19 protein-coding genes are annotated in these 20,318 nt (G+C 72.6%); 3 read left to right on the top strand and 16 right to left on the bottom strand.

The window, feature by feature from the left end; genetic code table 11:
- Position 1: 1 nt before the first annotated feature.
- The 4 genes from I2W78_RS33690 to I2W78_RS33675 form a co-directional block, all read right to left on the bottom strand.
- Positions 2-292: a TFIIB-type zinc ribbon-containing protein gene (locus I2W78_RS33690; RefSeq protein ID WP_196464029.1), complete on the bottom strand. Its 291-nt coding sequence runs from the start codon at positions 290-292 to the stop codon at positions 2-4.
- 80 nt (positions 293-372) lie between these two features.
- On the bottom strand, positions 373-1,308 hold the full coding sequence (locus tag I2W78_RS33685; protein ID WP_196464028.1) for a phosphotransferase family protein: 936 nt from the start codon (positions 1,306-1,308) through the stop codon (positions 373-375).
- Positions 1,309-2,399: 1,091 nt separating this feature from the next.
- On the bottom strand, positions 2,400-2,606 hold the full coding sequence (locus tag I2W78_RS33680) for a hypothetical protein (RefSeq protein WP_196464027.1): 207 nt from the start codon (positions 2,604-2,606) through the stop codon (positions 2,400-2,402).
- A gap of 205 nt (positions 2,607-2,811) precedes the next feature.
- Positions 2,812-3,081 (bottom strand): hypothetical protein, encoded by a 270-nt coding sequence (locus I2W78_RS33675; RefSeq protein WP_196464026.1) that lies wholly within the window; start codon positions 3,079-3,081, stop codon positions 2,812-2,814.
- A gap of 196 nt (positions 3,082-3,277) precedes the next feature.
- On the opposite strand from I2W78_RS33675, the gene I2W78_RS33670 reads away from it, so the two are divergent.
- Positions 3,278-4,675: a serine/threonine-protein kinase gene (locus I2W78_RS33670; protein ID WP_196464817.1), complete on the top strand. Its 1,398-nt coding sequence runs from the start codon at positions 3,278-3,280 to the stop codon at positions 4,673-4,675.
- 22 nt (positions 4,676-4,697) lie between these two features.
- On the opposite strand, the gene I2W78_RS33665 is transcribed toward I2W78_RS33670, so the two are convergent.
- The 9 genes from I2W78_RS33665 to I2W78_RS33625 all read right to left on the bottom strand — a co-directional run bounded on the left by I2W78_RS33665 (position 4,698) and on the right by I2W78_RS33625 (position 16,758).
- Positions 4,698-5,516, bottom strand: coding sequence for a TrmH family RNA methyltransferase (locus I2W78_RS33665; RefSeq protein WP_196464025.1), 819 nt, complete (start codon positions 5,514-5,516; stop codon positions 4,698-4,700).
- Positions 5,517-5,580: 64 nt separating this feature from the next.
- Positions 5,581-6,813, bottom strand: a complete 1,233-nt coding sequence (gene cobA / locus I2W78_RS33660; RefSeq protein WP_196464024.1) for a uroporphyrinogen-III C-methyltransferase — start codon at positions 6,811-6,813, stop codon at positions 5,581-5,583.
- 146 nt (positions 6,814-6,959) lie between these two features.
- On the bottom strand, positions 6,960-10,661 hold the full coding sequence (gene cobT / locus I2W78_RS33655; protein WP_196464023.1) for a nicotinate-nucleotide--dimethylbenzimidazole phosphoribosyltransferase: 3,702 nt from the start codon (positions 10,659-10,661) through the stop codon (positions 6,960-6,962).
- Positions 10,662-11,026: 365 nt separating this feature from the next.
- Positions 11,027-12,238: a precorrin-6y C5,15-methyltransferase (decarboxylating) subunit CbiE gene (gene cbiE / locus I2W78_RS33650; RefSeq protein ID WP_196464022.1), complete on the bottom strand. Its 1,212-nt coding sequence runs from the start codon at positions 12,236-12,238 to the stop codon at positions 11,027-11,029.
- A gap of 115 nt (positions 12,239-12,353) precedes the next feature.
- Positions 12,354-12,992: a GNAT family N-acetyltransferase gene (locus tag I2W78_RS33645; RefSeq protein ID WP_196464021.1), complete on the bottom strand. Its 639-nt coding sequence runs from the start codon at positions 12,990-12,992 to the stop codon at positions 12,354-12,356.
- Positions 12,993-13,126: 134 nt separating this feature from the next.
- Positions 13,127-13,954 carry a MetQ/NlpA family ABC transporter substrate-binding protein gene (locus I2W78_RS33640; protein ID WP_196464020.1) on the bottom strand — a complete coding sequence of 276 codons (828 nt, stop codon included), beginning with the start codon at positions 13,952-13,954 and terminating at the stop codon, positions 13,127-13,129.
- 65 nt (positions 13,955-14,019) lie between these two features.
- The gene (locus I2W78_RS33635; RefSeq protein ID WP_196464019.1) at positions 14,020-14,757 is read right to left on the bottom strand and encodes a methionine ABC transporter permease; all 738 of its coding nucleotides are present in this window, start codon (positions 14,755-14,757) and stop codon (positions 14,020-14,022) included.
- Positions 14,754-15,788, bottom strand: coding sequence for a methionine ABC transporter ATP-binding protein (locus tag I2W78_RS33630; RefSeq protein ID WP_196464018.1), 1,035 nt, complete (start codon positions 15,786-15,788; stop codon positions 14,754-14,756). The genes I2W78_RS33635 and I2W78_RS33630 overlap by 4 nt, the downstream gene beginning before the upstream one ends.
- Positions 15,789-16,107: 319 nt before the next feature.
- The gene (locus tag I2W78_RS33625; RefSeq protein WP_196464017.1) at positions 16,108-16,758 is read right to left on the bottom strand and encodes an HAD family hydrolase; all 651 of its coding nucleotides are present in this window, start codon (positions 16,756-16,758) and stop codon (positions 16,108-16,110) included.
- Positions 16,759-16,827: 69 nt separating this feature from the next.
- Between I2W78_RS33625 and I2W78_RS33620 the strand changes: the two genes are divergently transcribed.
- Positions 16,828-17,187: a hypothetical protein gene (locus I2W78_RS33620; RefSeq protein ID WP_196464016.1), complete on the top strand. Its 360-nt coding sequence runs from the start codon at positions 16,828-16,830 to the stop codon at positions 17,185-17,187.
- Positions 17,168-17,611, top strand: coding sequence for a hypothetical protein (locus I2W78_RS33615; RefSeq protein ID WP_196464015.1), 444 nt, complete (start codon positions 17,168-17,170; stop codon positions 17,609-17,611). The genes I2W78_RS33620 and I2W78_RS33615 overlap by 20 nt, the downstream gene beginning before the upstream one ends.
- Positions 17,612-17,680: 69 nt before the next feature.
- Here I2W78_RS33615 and I2W78_RS33610 read toward each other — a convergent pair whose 3' ends face one another.
- From I2W78_RS33610 to I2W78_RS33600, 3 genes are all read right to left on the bottom strand, one after another.
- Positions 17,681-18,178, bottom strand: a complete 498-nt coding sequence (locus I2W78_RS33610; protein ID WP_196464014.1) for a GNAT family N-acetyltransferase — start codon at positions 18,176-18,178, stop codon at positions 17,681-17,683.
- Positions 18,179-18,222: 44 nt separating this feature from the next.
- Positions 18,223-18,729, bottom strand: a complete 507-nt coding sequence (locus I2W78_RS33605; RefSeq protein ID WP_196464013.1) for an RNA polymerase sigma factor — start codon at positions 18,727-18,729, stop codon at positions 18,223-18,225.
- 75 nt (positions 18,730-18,804) lie between these two features.
- Positions 18,805-19,977 carry a glycerophosphodiester phosphodiesterase gene (locus I2W78_RS33600; protein ID WP_196464012.1) on the bottom strand — a complete coding sequence of 391 codons (1,173 nt, stop codon included), beginning with the start codon at positions 19,975-19,977 and terminating at the stop codon, positions 18,805-18,807.
- Positions 19,978-20,318: the final 341 nt, after the last annotated feature.

The following is a 20,318-nucleotide window of genomic DNA, read 5'->3' as shown; positions in this document are numbered from 1 at the left end:
CTCAGCTGGAGAACAGCATGTGGCCGAAGCTCTTGTGGCGGCGGTGGCCGTGGTGGCCGCCGTGGTGCCCGCCGTGCGGGGCGCCCCAGGCCGGGGCGGGCGGGGCCGCCGGGTACGTCTGCGCGGCGGGCGGGGGCGGCGGGCCCGGCTGGGACCACTGGGACTCCAGGCGGGTCAGGGCCTCCAGTTCGCCGTAGTCCAGGAAGATTCCTCGGCAGTTGGCGCACTGCTCGATCTGGACGCCGTTGCGGTTGTACGTGTGCATGGGCGCGCGACACTTCGGACACTGCATGGTCGGCTCAACTCCTCGCCGGTCGGTCCTGCTTCGCGTATCGCCAGGACAGACTCTGTCCGGCTGCGGTCGGTTGCACCCTACTTCGCGGTGTTCCGGGGCAACTGGGCAGGGACGGAAGCCATTCGGGCACAGGCGTCGACGAGGGACCGCTCCACGTCGTCCAGGGGCCGGTCCGCCGCGACGGCCTTGGTCACGGCCCGGGCGGCGGTCTGGACGGTGAGGGCGCGGGCCGGGACGTCCAGGGCGGGCCAGGGGTCGCCGTGCGGCGGTACGGCGGGGCCGCCGGCCGCCCGGTAGGCGGCGAGGAAACGGGTCCACTCGTCGGGCGGGAGCAGGCCGCAGGCGTACCAGGCGGCCGGGCGGGCGAGGTCCCAGGCCGCGGGGCCCACGCCGAGGTCGTCGACGTCGATCAGCAGCCAGGGGCCGGTGGCGGCGGGGTGGCGGACGAGTTGGCCGAGGTGGAGGTCGCCGTGGCAGAGGGTGCCGGTGTCCGGGAGGGGGTGCTCGTCGCGGGCCCAGGCGGGGAGGGTGGCCCAGGCGCGGAGTACGGGCGAGGTGGCGGGGTGCGGGGCGGCGGCGCGGAGCCGGGCGATGGCGTGGGCGGCCTTCGCGGGGCCGCGCATGGGAGGGAGGGGCGCGGACGGTGGGGTGCGGTGGAGGCGGGCGAGGAGGGTGGCGGCGGCTTCCCAGGGGGCGGCGTCCGGGGTGTCGGGGTCGACCGGGGTGCCGTACGGCCAGAGGGTAACGAGCCTGCCGTGCAAGGTGACGGGCGTCGGGGTGAGTGGGGGGAGCAGGACGTCGGGTATGCGGGCGGCCGTAGTGAGGCGGGCGGTGAGTTCGGTGGGGTCGGTGTCCGGGGCGTGGGCCTTGGCGACGGTGTCGGCGTGCCGGACGACCGTGGCGTCGACGCGATCGGCGAGGGTGAGCACCGCTCCGCAGGAACAGGCGTCGGTGTGCGCGTGGGCTGCGGTCCTGGCCCGGGCGGCCAGGTCGGAGAGGAGGGGTGTGGTCACGGGGGTTCCTCGGAGCGGGGTGGGTGTTGGGAGGGTACGTCGGTGGGGGCGGGGCGTGTTTGCGGGGCGTGTCGGTGGGGGGCGGGCCGTGCTTGTGGGGCCGCGTCGGTGAGGGGCGGGCCGTGCTTGTGGGGCCGCGTCGGTGAGGGGCGGGCCGTGTTTACGGGGCCGCGTCGGTGAGGGGCGGGCCGTGTTGGTGTAGGCCGGGCCATGTTCGTGGGTTCGCGGCGTCGTGGCCGGGGCGGGGGGAGTCGCGCGGCCCGGCGCTGACGGGGTGCCGCCCGCGCCCACCCGTGCCGCCCCAGCGGCACGACTGCCCGCGGCTGGGCGGAGGGTGGGGTGGCTGGGGCTCGCGGCGGTTGGCTGGGGCCGCGTGTGGAGTTGGCTGGGTCCGTGGAGGGGTGGCCCGGTCCGCGTGTGGGGTGGCTGGGTTCACGTCGGAGGTTGCCGGGTCCGCGTCCGGGGTGCCAGGTCCGCACGCGCCATGCGCGGGGCCGACTGCGGGCGACTGGGCCGCGCGCCGGTCGGCCAGGTCCGCACGCGCCATGCGCAGGTCCGACTGCGGGCGACTGGGCCGCGCGCCGGTCGGCCAGGTCCGCACGCGCCGTGCGCGGGTCCGACTGCGGGGGACTGGGCCGCGCGCCGATTGGCCAGGTCCGCACGCGCCATGCGCAGGGCCGACTGCGGGGGACTGGGCCGCGCGCCGGTCGGCCAGGTCCGCACGCGCCGTGCGCGGGTCCGACTGTGGGTGGCTGGGGTGCGCGGCGGTTGGCCAGGGTCGTGTGCGTGGGTGGGTGCGTATGGGGGAGGTGGGTCTGCGCGCTGGGAAGTGGCTGGGGCGCGTGCGGGAGTGGCTGGGGCGCGGGCTGAGGTGCCCGGGTCCGTGTGCGCGGGCGGCTGAGGGTGGGGCCCGTTGCCCCTAGGCCGCACGTCGTGCGTCAGTTGTCCTCTCTCCCTCTCCCCCGGGCAAAGCAATGCCGGCGCAGCTCCCCAGCTGCGCCGGCATTTTGCCGTCCGCCGCACCCCCGTCCCCACGGGGTTATGGGTGGATGTCCCCGCCCGGACCGCTCTTCCGGGCCTGGGGTCGCCGCTCAGCGCCCCAGCATCACGCCCACGGACGACGCCTGTGTGGCCACTGTCTCCCAGCCGTCGAAGACGACGAGGAGCAGGACCGCCAGAGGAAGGGCCATGGCCGTTGCCACCAGGGGGTGGCGGCGGCCCGTGCGGCGCGGGCGGAACGCGGCGTGCGCCTTGCGTCCCTGCTCGCGGATCAGTGTCCGCGGTGCCGTGTGGGCCATGGTCCCTCTCCTGACCGTTCTCAGTTGTCATTGGCAGCGGCGGGTGTCTGACCTCGGGGGACGAGTGCTGCACCCGCCGCTTGACCTCAAATCTAGGTGCGCGAGAGGGTGCCGGGCGTCATGCCCTCGTACCGATTGGCGGGCCTCCCGGAGGATGAGCCATGCGAGGACGAGTACTCCCCTGGGTGGAGAAACGGTCCTAGGTCTAGGGGTCTTCCCGGAGGGGACGCCCGGTGTGTCCGGTGTTTTCCGAGCTGTCCTCGCGGGGCACCGGCTGCTCGACCAGAGCCAGCACCCTGTTCGCCATGAACCGCGCCGTACGGACCACAACGCCGGTTCGCGTGACTTCGCTCACTTCCACGACACCTCGCCGTACCGCCGTCTCCACCCGGCGGCCCGCCCTGCTCGCCACCACCTCGTACGTCCGTGTCGTGTCCCCGGCGTCCACGACTATCTCCACTCGGTCACCCTTCATGGGCCCAATCCCCCTTCTGCGACGGGCGGTTGGAAGCGCGCAAGGCGCAAAGGCGCCCTGACGGCACACTCCCTGACCACCCCTCAAGTCTCGCACCCGGCACTGACAATCCATCGGGCCGAGAGGGCGCGGCCTCTGCGCGCAGGCGGCCACGGAAACGTAAGCTGTGCCACGTCACACGGACCGGGCAGCGGGGATGAACATGGCGATGATGCGCCTGAGGCGCGAGGACCCGCGCGTCGTCGGCTCGTTCAGGCTGCACAGACGGCTCGGCGCGGGCGGGATGGGCGTGGTCTACCTGGGCTCCGACAAGAAGGGGCAGCGGGTCGCCCTGAAGGTGATCCGCCCGGACCTGGCGGAGGATCAGGAGTTCCGGTCGCGGTTCGCCCGTGAGGTCTCCGCGGCGCGGCGGATCCGTGGCGGCTGCACCGCGCGGCTCGTCGCGGCGGACCTGGAGGCGGACCGGCCGTGGTTCGCCACCCAGTACGTGCCCGGGCCCTCCCTGCACGACAAGGTCGCCGACGAGGGGGCGCTCGCCGCCGCCGATGTCGCCGCGGTCGGGGCCGCCCTGTCGGAGGGGCTGGTCGCGGTGCACGAGGCCGGGGTCGTCCACCGGGACCTGAAGCCGTCCAACATCCTGCTCTCCCCCAAGGGCCCCCGGATCATCGACTTCGGCATCGCCTGGGCGACCGGGGCCTCCACGCTCACCCACGTCGGCACGGCCGTCGGCTCGCCCGGCTTCCTCGCGCCCGAGCAGGTGCGCGGTGCCGCGGTCACACCGGCCACGGACGTGTTCTCGCTCGGCGCGACCCTGGCGTACGCCTCCACTGGCGACTCGCCCTTCGGGCACGGCAGTTCCGAGGTCATGCTGTACCGGGTCGTCCACGAGGAACCCCAGCTGCAGGGCGTACCGGACGCGCTGGCTCCGCTCGTCCGGGCCTGTCTGGCGAAGGACCCCGAGGAGCGGCCGAGCACGTTGGAGCTGTCGCTGCGGCTGAAGGAGATCGCCGCTCGTGAGGCGCACGGCCTGATCGAGGGGCGGCCGCCCGCGCCGCGCTCCGGCGAGGCGGACCGTCCCACCGGGCGGCTCGCCGACACCTACCCCGACCGCGCCCCGCGGCGGCAGCAGGGCGGGCCGGTGACTCCGGCGCCCCGGAGCGGCGGCAGCTCGCGCGGTCCCGCCCCGGCGCGGGGCGGAACTCCGGCCCGGGCCGGCGGTGCCGCCGCCCGGAACGGCGCCACTCCGTCGCGGTCCGGGGCGCGGAACACCCCCGCCTCGCGGAACACGCCGGCGCGCAACACGCCCCGATCCGGCGGCGGCAGCGGCGGCCGTACGACACCGCGCGGCGCCGGTCGTCCCTCGCCGCGGCCCACCGGGACCGGACGGCGGCCGGCCAATCCGCGGTTGCTGCGGCAGCGGCTGTTCGTGTTCGTGGTCGTGACGCTGCTCGTGGCGCTCGGCATCGGTGTGGTGCAGGGCTGCCAGGGGTCGGCGCGTGGGCTCGGCGACCAGCGAGGCGGCGCGGGCGAGCGGCAGGAGCATGTGCTGCCGGACCACCGGCCGCTCGACAAGGGGGCGCTGAGGAGGTCGTAGCGGTACGTCTCCCCGTAGGCCGTTACGGCTGCGGGCGGCCCGTCGCGACCGCGTAGAACGCGACCGCGGCCGCCGCGCCCACGTTGAGGGAGTCGACGCCGTGGGACATCGGGATGCGGACCCATTCGTCGGCGGCGACCAGGGCCTGGGTGGACAGGCCGTCGCCCTCGGCGCCGAGCATGAGCGCGACGCGGTCCATCCGGTGCGGGGCGGCCTCGTCGAGGGGCCTGGCCTTCTCGTCGGGGGTGAGGGCGAGCAGCGTGAAACCGGCCTCGCGGACCGAGTCCAGGCCCTTGGGCCAGGTGTCCAGGCGGGCGTAGGGCACGGAGAAGACCGCACCCATCGACACCTTGACGCTGCGGCGGTACAGCGGGTCGGCGCAGTCCGGTGACAGCAGGACCGCGTCCATGCCGAGGGCCGCGGCCGAGCGGAAGATCGCGCCGATGTTGGTGTGATCGTTGACCGACTCCATGATCACGACGCGGCGGGCGGTCCGGAGCAGCTCGGCGGCCGTGGGCAGGGGCTTGCGCTGCATGGAGGCGAGGGCGCCGCGGTGCACGTGGTAGCCGGTGACCTGTTCGGCGAGTTCCGGGCTGACCGCGTAGACGGGGGCCGGGAGTTCGTCGATGACGTCGCGCATGACGTCGACCCACTTGGCGGACAGCAGCATCGACCGCATCTCGTAGCCCGCGTCCTTCGCCCGCCGGATGACCTTCTCGCCCTCGGCGATGAACAGGCCCTCGGCGGGTTCGCGCTTGCGGCGCAGTTCGACGTCGGTCAGGCCCGTGTAGTCGCGCAGGCGCGGGTCGTCGGGATCCTCGACGGTGATGAGATCGGCCACAGGGTGATACTGCCTTGTCGTGCGTACGGTGCCAACGGCTCGGGACGGGTTGTGTTACCCGGGGTTACGCGGAGGTCTGCGGGCCTACCTTGACGACCTCGCCGATGACGATGACCGCCGGCGGCTTGACCTCCTGCTCAAGCACCGTCTCGGCGACCGTCGCCAGGGTCGCGTCGACGCGGCGCTGGGCCGCGGTCGTGCCCTCCTGGACCAGCGCGACGGGCGTGTCGGCCGGCTTGCCGTGGGCGACGAGGGTCTCGGCGATCCGGCCGATCTTGTCGACGCCCATCAGGATCACCAGCGTGCCGGTGAGCTTGGCGAGGGACGGCCAGTCCACGAGGGAGCGCTCGTCGTCGGGGGCGACATGGCCGCTGACCACGGTGAACTCGTGCGCGACCCCACGGTGGGTGACCGGGATGCCGGCCGCCCCCGGGACCGAGATGGAGCTGGAGATGCCGGGGACGACCGTGCACGGGATGCCGGCCTCGGCGAGGGCCTGGGCCTCCTCCATGCCACGGCCGAAGACGAAGGGGTCGCCGCCCTTGAGGCGTACGACGGACTTGCCCTGCTTGGCGTGTTCGATCAGGGCGTTGTTGATGGCCTCCTGGGCCATGTAGCGGCCGTACGGGATCTTCGCCGCGTCGATCACCTCGACGTGCGGCGGCAGTTCGGCGAGCAGGTCGCGGGGGCCGAGGCGGTCGGCGATGACGACGTCGGCCTCGGCGAGCAGGCGGCGGCCGCGCACCGTGATCAGGTCCGGGTCGCCGGGGCCGCCGCCGACCAGGGCGACGCCGGGGGTGCGGGTGCGGTGGTGGGGGGCAACGAGGGTGCCGTCGCGCAGGCCCTCGACGACCGCGTCGCGGATGGCGGCGGTGTGGCGGGGGTCGCGGGACTTGGTGTCGGTCGTGAGGATCGCGACGGTGACGCCCTCGCTGTGGCCGGTGGCCGGGGTCCAGGCGGTGGCCGCGTCGGCGTCGTCGGAGCGGACGCACCAGACCCGGTGGCGTTCCGCTTCCGCCGAGGCGCGGGTGTTGGCCTCGTGGTCGCTGGTGGCGATCAGGGCGTACCAGGCGTCGGCGAGGTCGCCTTCGGCGTAGGGCCGTTTCTCCCAGGTGATCTCGCCCGCGTCCGCCATGGCTTCCACCGACGGGGTGGCGTCCGGGGACACGAGGAGGATGTCCGCGCCGGCCGCGATCAGGGCGGGGAGGCGGCGCTGGGCGACCTGACCGCCGCCGAGGACGACCACTCGGCGGCCGGTGAGGCGGAGACCTACGGGGTAGGCGGGGTGTTCGGCCATGAGGGTGCGGCTCCTCGTGCGGGCGTGCGATGGGCGCTACGGCTCTGGAGCAGCCCTGACGTGCGGATTTTAGACGTGGGTTCAGGGTACGGCGGGGGTGGGGTGGGGGCGACGGAGCGCCTGCCCACCCCACCGGCGGCCGGGGGCTACTTCTCGGTGACGCCCGCCGAGTCGAACGTCGCCACCTCGTGCATCGCGCGCGCCGTGCTCTGTACCAGCGGCAGCGCGAGCAGCGCGCCCGTGCCCTCGCCGAGGCGGAGGTCGAGGTCGACCAGGGGGCGCAGGCCCAGCTTGTTCAACGCCGCCACATGGCCCGGTTCGGCGCTGCGGTGGCCCGCGACGCAGGCCGCGAGGACCTCGGGGGCGATGGCGCGGGCCACGAGGGCCGCGGCGCCGGCGCTGACGCCGTCCAGGATCACCGGCGTACGCAGGGACGCGCCGCCGAGGAGGAGGCCGACGATGGCGGCGTGTTCGAGGCCGCCGATCGCCGCGAGGACGCCGATGGGGTCGGCCGGGTCCGGCTGGTGGAGTTCGAGGGCACGACGGACGACCTCGGTCTTGCGGGCGAGGGTCTCGTCGTTGATGCCGGTGCCCCGGCCCGTGACCTCCGCCGGGTCCGCGCCCGTGAAGACCGAGATCAGGGCGGCGGACGCGGTGGTGTTGGCGATGCCCATCTCACCGGTGAGCAGGGCCTTGTTGCCGGCCGCCACCAGGTCGCGGGCCGTCTCGATGCCCACCTCGATGGCCTGCTTGGCCTCCTCGCGGGTCATCGCGGGGCCCGTCGTCATGTCGGCCGTGCCCGGGCGGACCTTGCGGGGCAGCAGACCCGGCGTGGAGGGGAGCTCCGCGGCGACGCCCACGTCGACGATGCAGACCTCTGCGCCGACCTGGTTGGCGAAGGCGTTGCACACCGCTCCGCCGCCGAGGAAGTTGGCCACCATCTGGCCGGTGACCTCCTGCGGCCAGGGGGTGACGCCCTGGGCGTGCACACCGTGGTCGCCGGCGAAGATCGCGACGGCCGCGGGTTCCGGGATCGGCGGCGGGCACTGGCGGGACAGGCCGGACAGCTGGGCGGAGATGATCTCCAGCATGCCGAGCGCGCCGGCCGGCTTGGTCATCCGCTTCTGCCGCTCCCAGGCCTCGCCGAGCGCCTTGGCGTCCAGCGGGCGGATCTGCGCGACGGTCTCGGCGAGGAGGTCGTGCGGCTCCTCGCCGGGCAGCGCGCGGCGGCCGTACGTCTCCTCGTGCACGACCCACGACAGCGGGCGGCGCTTGGACCAGCCCGCCTGCATCAGCTCGGGCTCCTCCGGGAACTCGTCGACGTACCCGACGCACAGGTACGCCACGACCTCCAGGTGCTCGGGCAGGCCGAGGGCGCGGACCATCTCGCGCTCGTCGAAGAAGCTGACCCAGCCGACGCCGAGGCCCTCGGCGCGGGCGGCGAGCCAGAGGTTCTCGACGGCGAGCGCGGAGGAGTACGGGGCCATCTGCGGCTGCGTGTGGCGGCCGAGGGTGTGGCGACCGCCGCGGGTCGGGTCGGCGGTGACGACGATGTTCACCGGGGTGTCGAGGATCGCCTCGATCTTCAGTTCCTTGAACTGCTTCGCCCGGCCCTTCGGAAGCGATTTCGCGTACGCCTCGCGCTGACGCATCGCCAGTTCGTGCATCGTGTGCCGGGTCTCGGCAGAGCGGATGACGACGAAGTCCCAGGGTTGCGAGTGGCCGACCGAGGGCGCGGTGTGGGCGGCCTCCAGGACGCGGAGCAGCACCTCGTGCGGGATGGGGTCGCTGCGGAAGCCGTTGCGGATGTCACGCCGCTCGCGCATGACCTTCAGTACGGCCTCGCGCTCGGCGTCGTCGTAGGCGGGTGCGGCCGAGCCGGTGGACTGTCGTGCTTCTGCCACGGGGGCCGTGCTCATTTCTTGGGGGTCTTGCGGGTCTTGCAGTTCTTGCAGTTCTTGTGGGTCTTGTGGGTCTTGCTGGTTCAGCTGAACCTGCTGATCTTGCTGGTCTTCCTGGTCGGCGGCCCGGGTTTCCAGGTCCTCCGCGTTCTGTACCAGTTGTACGGGTTCGGGGGCCGGCATCTCTTCGGGCGTGGCCGGGGCGGGCGTGGGGTCGGCCTCGCGGGGGGCCGGGACCGTGGCCACCGCTTCCGGCTGCGCCGGCGGCTCGGGCGCCTGGTCCTGGGTGGGGAGGACGATCGGGTGCGGCGGGGTGGGCGCGAGGTGCGGGGTGGTCGGCACCGAGCCCTCCACCGGGACGAACTGGCCCACCGGCGGCTCCGGCTGGGGCGCCGGGGTGACGCCGGACGCGGTGTCCTGCGGCTGCTCCTCGGCGGCGGCGACGGGTTCCTGGGCGGGCTCGGTGTACTCGGGGTGCGGGACGGGCTGCGTCAGGGGCTCGTCCGTGGCCGGGGCCGCGCCCTGAGCCTCCCCGTCCACGGCAGCGGGCTGCTCGGGTTGCGGAGCGGGTTCGGGAGCGGGAGCCGGTACGACCGACTCGGGGGCGTTCGGCAGCTCGGGGGCCGGTGCCGGGGCGGGCTCGAGGGCGGGTTCGGGTTCGGCCACGGCTGCGTCCTGGGCCTGCACCACCTCAGGCTCCGCTTGCTGCGCGGGCTCGGGGGCGGGTACGGCGGCGGGGGGTTCCTCGCCACCGTGAGCAGGCTCGCTCTCCGGGACTTCGCGGGAGACCACAGGCGCCGCGGGCTCAGCGGCCTGTCCGGCATCGGGAACAGGTTCAGGGAGCTGCTCGGGTTCCGGAACAGACGTGGCCGGTGTGCCCGCAACCGCCGTGTCGTCGGCCGCCCCGGCGTCAGGGGCGAACGCCTGCTCGACAGTGGTCGCCGCGTCCACGGCGTAGGGCTCACCCTGCCCGGAACTCCCGGAAGCCACAGCCTCCGAGGCGATCCGCGCCACCGCGGCCTGCGCCGCACCCACCGGCTCAGCGGCGGCCTGCGCCTGCGCGTCGGCCTGTACGTGTGTCTCAGCCTGGGCCTGCATCACCGGTGCCTGCGCTTGTGCCGGTGCCTCCACCTGCGCGTGCACCTCTGCCTGCGCGTGCACCTCCGCCTGCGCCGGTGCCTGCGCTAGTACCGGTGCTTCCACCTGCGCGTGCACCTCCGCCTGCGCCGGTGCCTGCGCTAGTACCGGTGCCTCCACCTGCGCGTGCACCTCCGCCTGCGCCGGTGCCTCCACGTCGGCCTGCGCCAGCGCCTGCCCATGCGCCTGCCCATGCGCCTGCCCCGTCGGAACAACCGTTTCCGCAGGCGTCACCTCCGCGCCAACCGGCGTCGGCATCGCGGCAGGCTGCGTCGCGGCGGGCTGGGTACCACCCCACGGCACCGCGCCTTGCGGCACCGCCGCCTGCGGCGGCATCTCGCTCACGCGCGGGACGTCGAGGTACTCGGGCCCGGTGGCCTGCGGCACCGGCTGCCGTACCGGCGCGCCCGCCGGCCCGCGGTCGGCGAGGGAGCGGACCGGGCTGGCGGAGGTGTCGGGGATCGGCGGGCCCATGTGCAGCGGACGGCGCGGCGCCGGGGCGGGCGCGGGTGACGCCGGGGGCGGCGTCGGGCCCGGCAGGCGGACGCCGGTCAGGTCGACCGAGCCGCTGTCACGGCCGGACAGCTCGTGCGCGCCGGGTTCGTGGACGGCCTCGACGACCGGCTCGGGCGCGGGCGGGGCCACCTCGTTGCCCCACGCGCCCTGGGCGCCCGGCAGCAGCAGGTCTTCGTCCTCGGCGGGCGTCTCGGAGACGTAGGTGTACGCGCCGGGAACGGGAACGCCCGGCTGTTCCACCAGGCCTGCGTTCTCCGGCAGCCCCTCGCCCGGGACCTGGCCGGTGTCGGTCATGCGTACCCCTCGCCCATCGGTTGATGCTCCTACGACCAGCTCACCCGGAACGGCGCGTCGACCGCCCCGCTGTGAAGAACGAGCGCGCGTGCCCAGCGGCACGAACGACCCGCCGGAAAAGGCGACAAAGCCATTCAGTGGCATTGTCGCGGCCGTTCCGCCGTCACGTCAGCTTCATTCGCGACGGCCCGCTGTGGACTGCGCCACGTTGCGCGTCCTCGGGTTCTGCCGTACCACACCCAGCCCAAAACGGGCGGGTTTTCCGGACATTGACCGACGAAGCGCCGGGCGTCCGAGTGCGGTACAACGATCGGCCAGCCTACCGCGCGCGGTACGACAACCGGATCACGGGGACGTCAACGGGATCAGGACGCGCGGTCGGGCAGCACGCCGCTGAGCAGGAACGCGACGCTCCGTTCCTTCTCCGTCCAGGCCCGCGTGTCGAGTTCGACGGACTGCAGCAGGGCGCACTCGACGTCGTAGCCGTGCTCCGTGAGGTCACGGCCGATGAGTTCGGCCGCGTCGCGGGTGGCGGCGTGGGTGACGATGCGCTGCGGACGGCGGTCGGCGACCGCGGAGACCACGGCCGCTCCCCCGCCGCCGACCCGGACTACGTCGGGTTCGGGCAGGTTCTCCAGGACGTGCGGGGCGGTGCCGTGGACGATCTGGAGCTGGACCGCGAAGCGGCGTGCGGCGGCGTCGGTGCGGGCGCAGGCGCCCGGGTCCCGGTCGACGGCGATGACGGCGGCGCCGGCCCGGGCGGCCTCGGTGGCGAAGGCGCCGCTGCCGCAGCCGATGTCCCACACGAGGTCGCCGACGCGCGGTCCGAGCCGGGCGAGTTGGGCCGCGCGGAGCAGCTCGGTCTCGCCCTCGCCCAGTTCACCGACGTACGCCTCGGGGGGCAGGGTCCAGCCGCGGGGACCCGTTCCCGGGTCGCGGCCGGCGATCCAGCCGCCGCCCTCCTGCGCCCCGACCGGGCCGCCGATGACGATGACGACGTTCGGGTCGCGCCAGGTGTGGTCGGCCGCCTTGTCGGAGGTGACGACGGTGACCTGCTCGCGGTCGGTGCCGAGTTCCTCGCAGATGACGAACGTGCGGTGGACGCCGTCGAGGAGCAGCCCGAGTTCGGCGGGGCCTGCGCCGGGTGAGGTGAGGACCGCGACCTTGGTGTGGGCGCGGCATACGTTCACCGCGCGTCGCAGGGTGCGGGGGTGTGCGACGACCACGTGGGCGTCGTCCCAGGGCATGCCCGCGCGCGCGAAGGCGGCGGCGACGGAGGAGACGGCGGGGACGACCTCGACCTCCAGGCCGAACTCGGGTGCGCGCAGGGTCCGTACGACTCCGAAGAAGCCGGGGTCGCCGTCGGCGAGCACCACCGCGGTGCCGCGATGGGCGGCGATCCGGCGGGCGGCGAGGGCGAGACTGCCGAGGCGGACGCGCTCGGCGGTGGGCGGCACCTCGGGCAGTGCCAGGTGGTGGGCGGCACCGGCCACCAGGGTGGCGGCGCCCAGGGCGGCGCGTGCCGCGGCGGTCAACGGAGAGCCGTCCCAGCCGATCACCGTGACCCGGTCGGCCATCGTCGTCAGTCTCCAGGGGGTTTGCGCAGGTCGTCGGGGGCAGCCCGCGGGCGGGCAGGCTCCGTGAGAGTACCTGGTGCCGCTCGGACGCGCTCGGGCGGCGTCCCCGGTGCCCTCAGTTCCAGTCCGAGTACGAGGTGAAGCCGTCCGTGTCGGCCAGCTGGTCTCCCGCACCCTCGATGTCCTCGGGCAGCAGGCTCCAGACGATGTAGTCGGTGCGCACCTCGGCCCAGGCACCGTCGTCGGTGCGGGTGCGCGCTATGCAGGCGCCCCGCAGGACTCCCTCGCTGATGCACCCGATCTTCTGGGCGACCTGCTGGGAGGCCGTGTTGTCGGCGGCCGTGCGCAGCTCGATGCGCTCGAGTTTCTGGTCGCCGAACAGCCACTGCGCGGTGGCCAGCGCGGCCTCGGAGGCGTAACCCTCGCCGCGGGCCCAGGGGGCGATGATGTACGACATCTCGGTGGAGCGCACATGCCAGTTCGTCCTGCCGAGCTGGATGATGCCGACCAGGCGCTGTGTGAGGAACTCGGTGACGGCGAGGTCGAGGCCTCGGCCCGCGGCACGCTCGGTGGGGGCGTACTCGGTGATCCAGGTGCGGGCGCCGTCCTCGGTGAAGGGCTGCTGTACGTCGGTCCAGGCGACGACCTGCTCGTCGTTCATCATCTCGGCGAGGGCGGGAACGTCGTCCTCGTCGAGCGGACGCAGCACCAACCGCTCCGTGCTGATGGAGATGGTGGGGAAGGTGCTCGTCATGAAGCCGCTCCGTAACCTTCGAACCGTCAGGACCTGCTGAACTGCCCAGCATGCAGCATGAAAGCACTGAACCACACACCCGGGGTCCACTCCCCGTGATGGAGTGAACCCCGGGTGCGCGGACGGGCTGTGGCTCAGGAGGAGGGGATCACCGAGCCGTTGTACTCGTCCTCGATGAACTTCTTGACCTCGGCGGAGGTGAGGAGCTTCGCGAGCTTCCGCACGCGCGGGTCGTCCTCGTTGCCTTCCTTGACGACGAGGAGGTTGACGTTCGGGTTGTTCTCGGGGGACTCCAGGACGAGGGCGTCCTCGGCCGGCTTGAGGTCGGCCTCCAGGGCGTAGTTGCCGTTGATGACGGCCGCGTCGACGTCCTTCAGGGAGCGGGGGGTCAGGGCCGCCTCCAGCTCCTTGAACTTGAGGTTCCTGGGGTTCTTGGTGATGTCGGCGGTGGTGGCCGTGGTGCCGACGCCGTCCTTGAGGGTGATCAGTCCGTTGGCGGCGAGCAGCTGGAGGGCGCGCGCCTCGGTGACGGTGTCGTTGGGGACGGCGATGGTCGCGCCGTTCTTCAGGCCGCCGACCTTGTCGGTCTTCTCGGAGTAGAGGCCGAGCGGCTCCAGGTGCACCGAGGCGACGGACACCAGGTGGGTGCCGTTCTTCTTGTTGAAGTCCTCGAGGTAGGGCTCGGTCTGGAAGTAGTTGGCGCCCACCGAGCCGTCCTCCGTCGCCGTGTTCGGCGTGACGTAGTCGGTGAACTCCTTGATCTCGAGGTCCAGACCGGCCTTCTGGGCCAGGTTGTCCTTGACGTAGGTCAGGACCTGGGCGTGCGGGACGGGCGTCGCCGCGACGACCAGCGGTCCGGAGGTGTCGGAGGCGGCGTCCTGGCCCGAGCCGCAGGCGGTGAGCCCGAGGGTGAGGGCTCCGGCGGCGAGGGCAGCGGTGGTGAACTTGGCGGTGTTACGCACGAAAAGTGCCTTTCCTTATGGGTGGAGCGACCCCGCGATGGTGTGCGGGGAGTTCTGGGGTGGGGCTACGCGACCTTGCTGACGTCGGCCGCGGCGGGCTCCTTCGCCTTCAGCAGGCGGAGCTTGGGAGCCGCGCCCGAGCGGCCGCCGCGGCGGTGCAGGGACCGGGCCGCGTAGTCGCCGGCGAACTGGATGAGGGAGATGACGACGGCGAGGACGGCCACGGTGATCCACATCAGGCCGGTCTCGAAGCGCTGGTAGCCGTAGCGGACGGCGAGGTCGCCGAGGCCGCCGCCGCCGACCGTGCCGGCCATGGCGGAGTAGCCGATCAGGGCGATGATCGTGGTCGTCGTGGAGGCGATCAGGGAGGGCAGCGCCTCGGGGACGAGGACCTTGCGGACGATGGTCCAGGTGTTGCCGCCCATCGACTGGACGGCCTCGACGAGCCCGTGGTCCACCTCGCGGACGGCCGTCTCGACGAGGCGGGCGAAGAACGGGATGCCGCCGATGGCCAGCGGCACGATCGCGGCCTCACTGCCGATGGTGGTGCCGGTGACCCAGCGGGTGAAGCTCATCAGCGCGACCATCAGGATGATGAACGGCATCGAGCGGCCGACGTTCACGATCTGCCCGATGACCTTGTTCACCACGGTGTTCTGCAGCAGGCCGCCCTTGTCGGTGAGGACGAGCAGAACGCCGATGGGAAGCCCGGCGACGACGGCGATCAGGGTGGACCAGCCGACCATGACCAGCGTCTCGGTACAGGCCTGCTCCAGCAGAGGCTGCATTTCGGACCAGGTCACTTGGCACCTTCCTTCACCAGTACCGGCTCGGCGCCGACGACATCGATCTGCAGGCCCTGCTCGCGCAGGAACCCGATGGGCACGACGTTGTCCTCGTAGCGGCCGGGCAGTTCGAGGCGCATCCGGCCGACCTGGAGGCCGCCGACGGTGTCGATGGCGGCGCCGAGGATGGAGATGTCGATGTTGTAGGTGCGGGCCAGCTGGGAGATGACGGGCTGGGTGGCGGCCTCGCCGTGGAAGGTGACGTCGAGGACGGTGCGGTCGTCGGCGGAGGCCTCGCCGCCCACCGGGAAGAGCGCGGCGGCCAGCTCCGAGCCCGGGGTGGCGAGCAGTTCGCTGACGGTGCCGGACTCGACGATGCGGCCCCGGTCCATCAGGGCGGCCGAGTCGCAGATCGACTTCACGACGTCCATCTCGTGCGTGATGAGCAGGACGGTGAGGCCCAGCTGCTGGTTCAGGTCGCGCAGCAGCCTCAGGATCGAGCGGGTCGTCTCCGGGTCGAGGGCGCTGGTGGCCTCGTCGGAGAGCAGCACCTTGGGGTCGCCGGCCAGGGCGCGGGCGATGCCGACGCGTTGCTTCTGGCCGCCGGAGAGCTGGGCGGGGTAGGCCTTGGCCTTGTCGGCGAGGCCGACGAGGTCGAGCAGTTCGAGCGCCTTGCGGGAACGTTCCTTCCCCGACTTGCCGAGGATTTCCAGCGGCAGCTCGACGTTGTCCTGGACGGTCCGGGAGGACAGCAGGTTGAAGTGCTGGAAGACCATGCCGATACGGCTGCGCGCGCGGCGGAGTTCCCGGCCCGCGCGCGGGCCCCGCCCGGCGAGCGCGGTGAGGTCCTGGCCGGCGACGGTGACCGTGCCGGAGGTGGGGCGCTCCAGGAGGTTGACGCAGCGGATGAGCGAGGACTTGCCGGCGCCGGACTGGCCGATGACGCCGTAGACCTCGCCTTCGCGGACGTGCAGGTCGACGCCGTCGAGGGCGGTGACCTCGCGGCCGCGTGAGCGGTAGACCTTGGTCAGGCCCGAGGTGGTGATCACGTGGGTTTCCGTCACTGTCGAGTACGCGGGCGTGGGTGTGCCCTGGTACGGGAGGGAAGAGGTGCGCGGGGCTGGTCGGTCACGTACGGCGGAGGAGGTACGGACATGCCACGGCGGCTCGCTTCGGGGCGCGAGGCTCAGGGGGTGCGGGGGCCCTCTAGAAGGCGCACATTCGACGACACATACAGCGAGCACCGGGCGTCGTGGTCGCCTCGGTCGCAGGGATGCGGCTGCTCGTCGTGGTCATGCGATCAGTAAAGCAGACGTATGAAGGCGACCAGGAACCGCTGTCCGCATTGCGGACAGCGGTGGACAGGCGTCAGTCGCGGACGGCGATCTCCACGCCGTCGGCGGTGACCAGCGCGGACAGGGCCGACAGGTCCTCGACCACCAGGTCGGCGGTCAGTTCGTGGGCGGGGTGGGTTGTGGCCAAGGCCACGGTGGACATCCCGGCGGCGCGGCCCGCCCGCAGTCCGGCGGGGGCGTCCTCGAACACCACGCAGTCGGCCGGGTCGACGCCCATTTCGCGGGCCGCCAGCAGGTAGGGCTCGGGGTCGGGCTTGCCGCGGGTGACGTCGTCGGCGGCGACCAGGTTCTTGGGGAGGATGCCGACGGCGTCCAGGCGGGCCTCGGCCAGGCGGCGGGTCGCGGAGGTGACGACGGCCCAGCGGTCGGCGGGGAGGGAGGAGAGGAAGTCGTGCGTGCCGGGGAGCAGACGCACACCACCGTTGGGTACGTCCTCCACCTCCAGCGTCTCGATCCGTGCGACGGCCTCCGGGACGATCTCGGGCGGCAGCAGGTCGGCGGCTATCTCGGCGGCGGTCCGGCCGTGCAGTTCGACCTGCGCGAAGCGCTCGGCGGTGATGCCGAACTCGCCCGCCCAGCGGGTCCAGCAGCGGTGTACGGATTCGAGGGAGGAGACGAGGGTGCCGTCGTTGTCGAACAGGAGGGCTTGCGCGTGGATCTTCATGGGCTCGACCCTACGGGGCACCCCGGGGGCGACCGCATCAGGCCTTTTGGCCCGTAATAGGGTCGCTGCATGCTTGATGCCCTGACGGTGGCGACCGCGGTCGCCGCGCTGTTGCTCGGCGCGTGGTGCGGCTGGGCCGCGTACCGCGATCAGCCGACGAAAGACTGGCACTTCATCGGGATGGCCGTGGTGTCGGTGCTGGCGTTGGTCCAGCTGGTGGTCGGGGTGGTGCAGCTGGCGCGCGGTGAGCGGCCGGAGCAGGGGACGACCATCTTCGTGGCGTATCTGGTCGGGGCGTTCGCGTGTATTCCGGCCGCGGGGTTCATGTCGCTGGCCGAGCGCTCGAAGTGGGGTTCGGTGACGGTTGCCGCCGGCGGTGTGGTGCTCGCTGTCCTGGAGGTGCGGCTCTATGACATCTGGGGAGGCTGAGGTGGCCACGTCGGGCGGGACGCGGCGGACGCGGCTGATCCGTGGGCCCGGGGTGCTGCTCGTCTGGCTGTACGGGGTGATGGTGGTGGGGGCCGTGTCGCGGTCCGTGTACCAGATCGCCACGGAGTTCGACCGGGCGCCGCTCGCCTATTCGTTGTCCGCGGTGGCGGGTGTCGTGTACGGGTTCATCACGTACACGCTGGTGCGGGGTGGGGAAACGGCCCGCAGGGCGGCGCAAGTGTGCTGCGCCGCCGAGCTGGTGGGGGTGCTGGTGGTTGGCACGTGGACGCTGGTCGAGCCGTCCGCGTTTCCGGATGCGACCGTGTGGTCCGACTTCGGGATGGGGTATTTGTTCATTCCGGTTTTGTTGCCGGTCTCCGCTTTGTGGTGGTTGCGGAGGGCGCGCAGCGAGCAGCCGGGGTGAGCGTCGGCGGCGGGTGCGGGTTCGCTGTGGTTGCTCGCGCAGTTCCCCGCGCCCCCTAAGGGCGGCACCTCACGCCGTTGTGGCGTACGGGCCCGCCTGCTTTTCCAGGACGACCATGGGGACGCCGTCCGTGCCTTCCGACGTGCCCACCGTCTCGTAGCCCACCTTGCGGTACAGGCGGAGGTTGCCCTCGCTGCGGTGGCCCGTGTGGAGGCGGAACTTCTTGGCGCCGCGCTGCTGTGCGAGGGCCAACTCGGCCGCGCGGAGGAGGCGGGCGCCGATGCCGTGGCCCTGGAGGCGGGGGTGGACGCACAGGCGGCTGATGGAGGCCGCGCCGTCCTCGGTGACCGCGCCGCGTACCGAGCCGACCACCTCGTCGCCGAGCCGGGCCACGAAGACGCAGTCCTCGGCGACTTCCCGCCGGACCGAGTCGAGGGGCTGGACGAGCGGGTCGATGCGGTAGTTGCCGTACAGGGCGGCCTCGCTCTGGAAGCACAGGTACTGCAGCTTGAGGATCTGCTCGACGTCCTGGTCGGTCGCCTCGGAGATGGTCACGCTCATGCCCATGTGTGCACGCCTCCCGCTCACCTGTCGCCTGTTGTCCCTCACTCCTATCCCCGTGCTCCGCGAGCCGCAACCTCCGAGGCAAGCACTCGCCGCAGACATGCCAGACATCTGGAACGTTCCGGCCCGAGACTCCCCTGTGAGATACCCAACTCCCCCGCGATCTCCCGGTATGTGAGGTCCTTGGGGGACATCAGGGCTTCCAGGAGTGCGGGGCAACGGCCGGGCAGTCGGCGGATCGCCGCGCGCAGGGCGCGGGCGCGGGCCGCGGTGACGGCGAGCTGTTCGGGGGTGTGCGCGACCTCGTCGGCGGGTTCGGTGTCGTACGGCTGTTCGCGCCGGGTCGTACGACGGGAGCGGCGGGCCTCGAAGCGGACGGCGCGGCGCAGCCAGCGCTCGGGGTCGCGGGGCGGGCCGTCGGCGTCGAGGAGTTCGAGGAGGCGGAGCCAGACCGCCTGTTCCAGGTCGCCGGGCTCGGTGCCGGCGGCGTGCGCCTCGGCGGAGGCCTCGGCGGCGAGCAGGGGGCGCAGTGAGGTGAGCAGGTCGTGCGTCATATGCGGCACGACGCGGCCGCCCGGGCGGCGGGTTGCCCGGGCGGCCGACTGTCACCCCGACCGGGGTGGGACGGTTCAGTTGTTGACGAAGGCCTCGCGGGCCAGCAGTCCGGTGTCCGGGTGGTCGGTGAAGATGCCGTCGATGCCGGTGGCGAAGTACGCCTTGTAGGCGCCGAAGACATCGCCGTAGGCGTCCGCGTCGGTGCCCTTGCGGAAGTTCGCCGGCAGGAACGGGTTCTCGTTGCGCAGGGTCCAGGGGTGCAGCTTGAGGCCGACCTTGTGGGCGTCTGCGACGAGGGTGGTCGGCCGGGTGAGGTTGCCGGCGCTGTCCTTCGGGATGATCAGGTCGAGGGTGGGGCCGATGCCCTGGGCGTAGGAGGCGATCTCGCGCAGGCCGGCCGGCTTGATCAGGTCGGCGACGGTGCGCGGGTCACCGTTCTCGACGAAGTCCCAGGGGCGGGTGCTCGCGCCGGACAGGAGCACGACGAGGGGGTTGTCGACGAGCTTGTGCAGGCGCTGGATGCTGGTCGGCTCGAAGGACTGCAGGATGACCGGCGAGTTCCAGCGGTCCCTGCGGTACTTGCGCAGCAGCTTGGCGACCCGTTCCTCCAGGGGCAGGCCGAGCTTACGGAAGTAGGTGGGGTGCTTGAGCTCCGGGTAGATCCAGACCTGCTTGCCGCGCTTGCGGGTCTGCTCGTCCTGCCACTGGAGCACCTCTTCGAAGGTGGGGATCTCCCAGCGGCCGTTGTAGAGGGTGTTGTGCGGGCGGTTGGCCGGGATGCGCTCGGTGGCGCGCAGGGTCTTCAGCTCGGCGAGGGTGAAGTCCTCGGTGAACCAGCCCGTGGTGGGCACGCCGTCGAGCGTCTTGGTCTTCTTGCGGTCGGCGAACTCGGGGTGGTCGGCGACGTCCGTGGTGCCGCCGATCTCCGGCTCGTGCCGGCAGACGAGGTGACCGTCCTTGGTGGGCACCAGGTCGCCGGCCTCGACGATGTCGGCGCCCATGTCGAGGGCCAGCTGGTACGAGCCGAGGGTGTGCTCGGGACGGTAGCCGCTGGCGCCGCGGTGGGCGACGATCGTCGGCACGGGCAGGCTCTTCATTCCTCGGCCTCCATGACGCGCATCGGCTCTCGCCGTGCCGGACAGACCGAGGACGGCTCCGCCCGCGCCGAGCACGGCAGCACCGAGGAGCGCCCGTCGCCCGGTGTGCGCCTGATCCTGCGGCTGCTCGTTCGACTTCTGGGTTCCCATCAGCGGCCTCCCTGCCGTGCATCTCGATGGTGCTCGCAGATGGTAGGGGTGTCGACGTGTCAGCCGGGAGGCCTCATTTCGAACGCATGGCTGACGACGGATGTCGTATGAGAACCGTAGGTCGGGCCGATATGACGAGCCGTCGGCTTCGGCGGCGCGCCGCGGGGTAGCCGGTCGACATCGCCTCCGCGCGATGTCGGTCACATCGTCGCCGCCGGGTTACGCGTAGGCTGCGGCGGGCCACCGCAGGTAAACGTGCGTCAACAGTGCGTAAGACCTCGGTGAACCCGATGTCCCCGATGTGCGCTTGCCCGGGGGCCGCGAGTATCGTCCTCACCTGC

The sequence above is a fragment of the Streptomyces spinoverrucosus genome, from assembly GCF_015712165.1.
GTDB lineage: Bacteria > Actinomycetota > Actinomycetes > Streptomycetales > Streptomycetaceae > Streptomyces > Streptomyces spinoverrucosus_A.
This window is presented reverse-complemented; position numbering and strand designations above follow the sequence as displayed.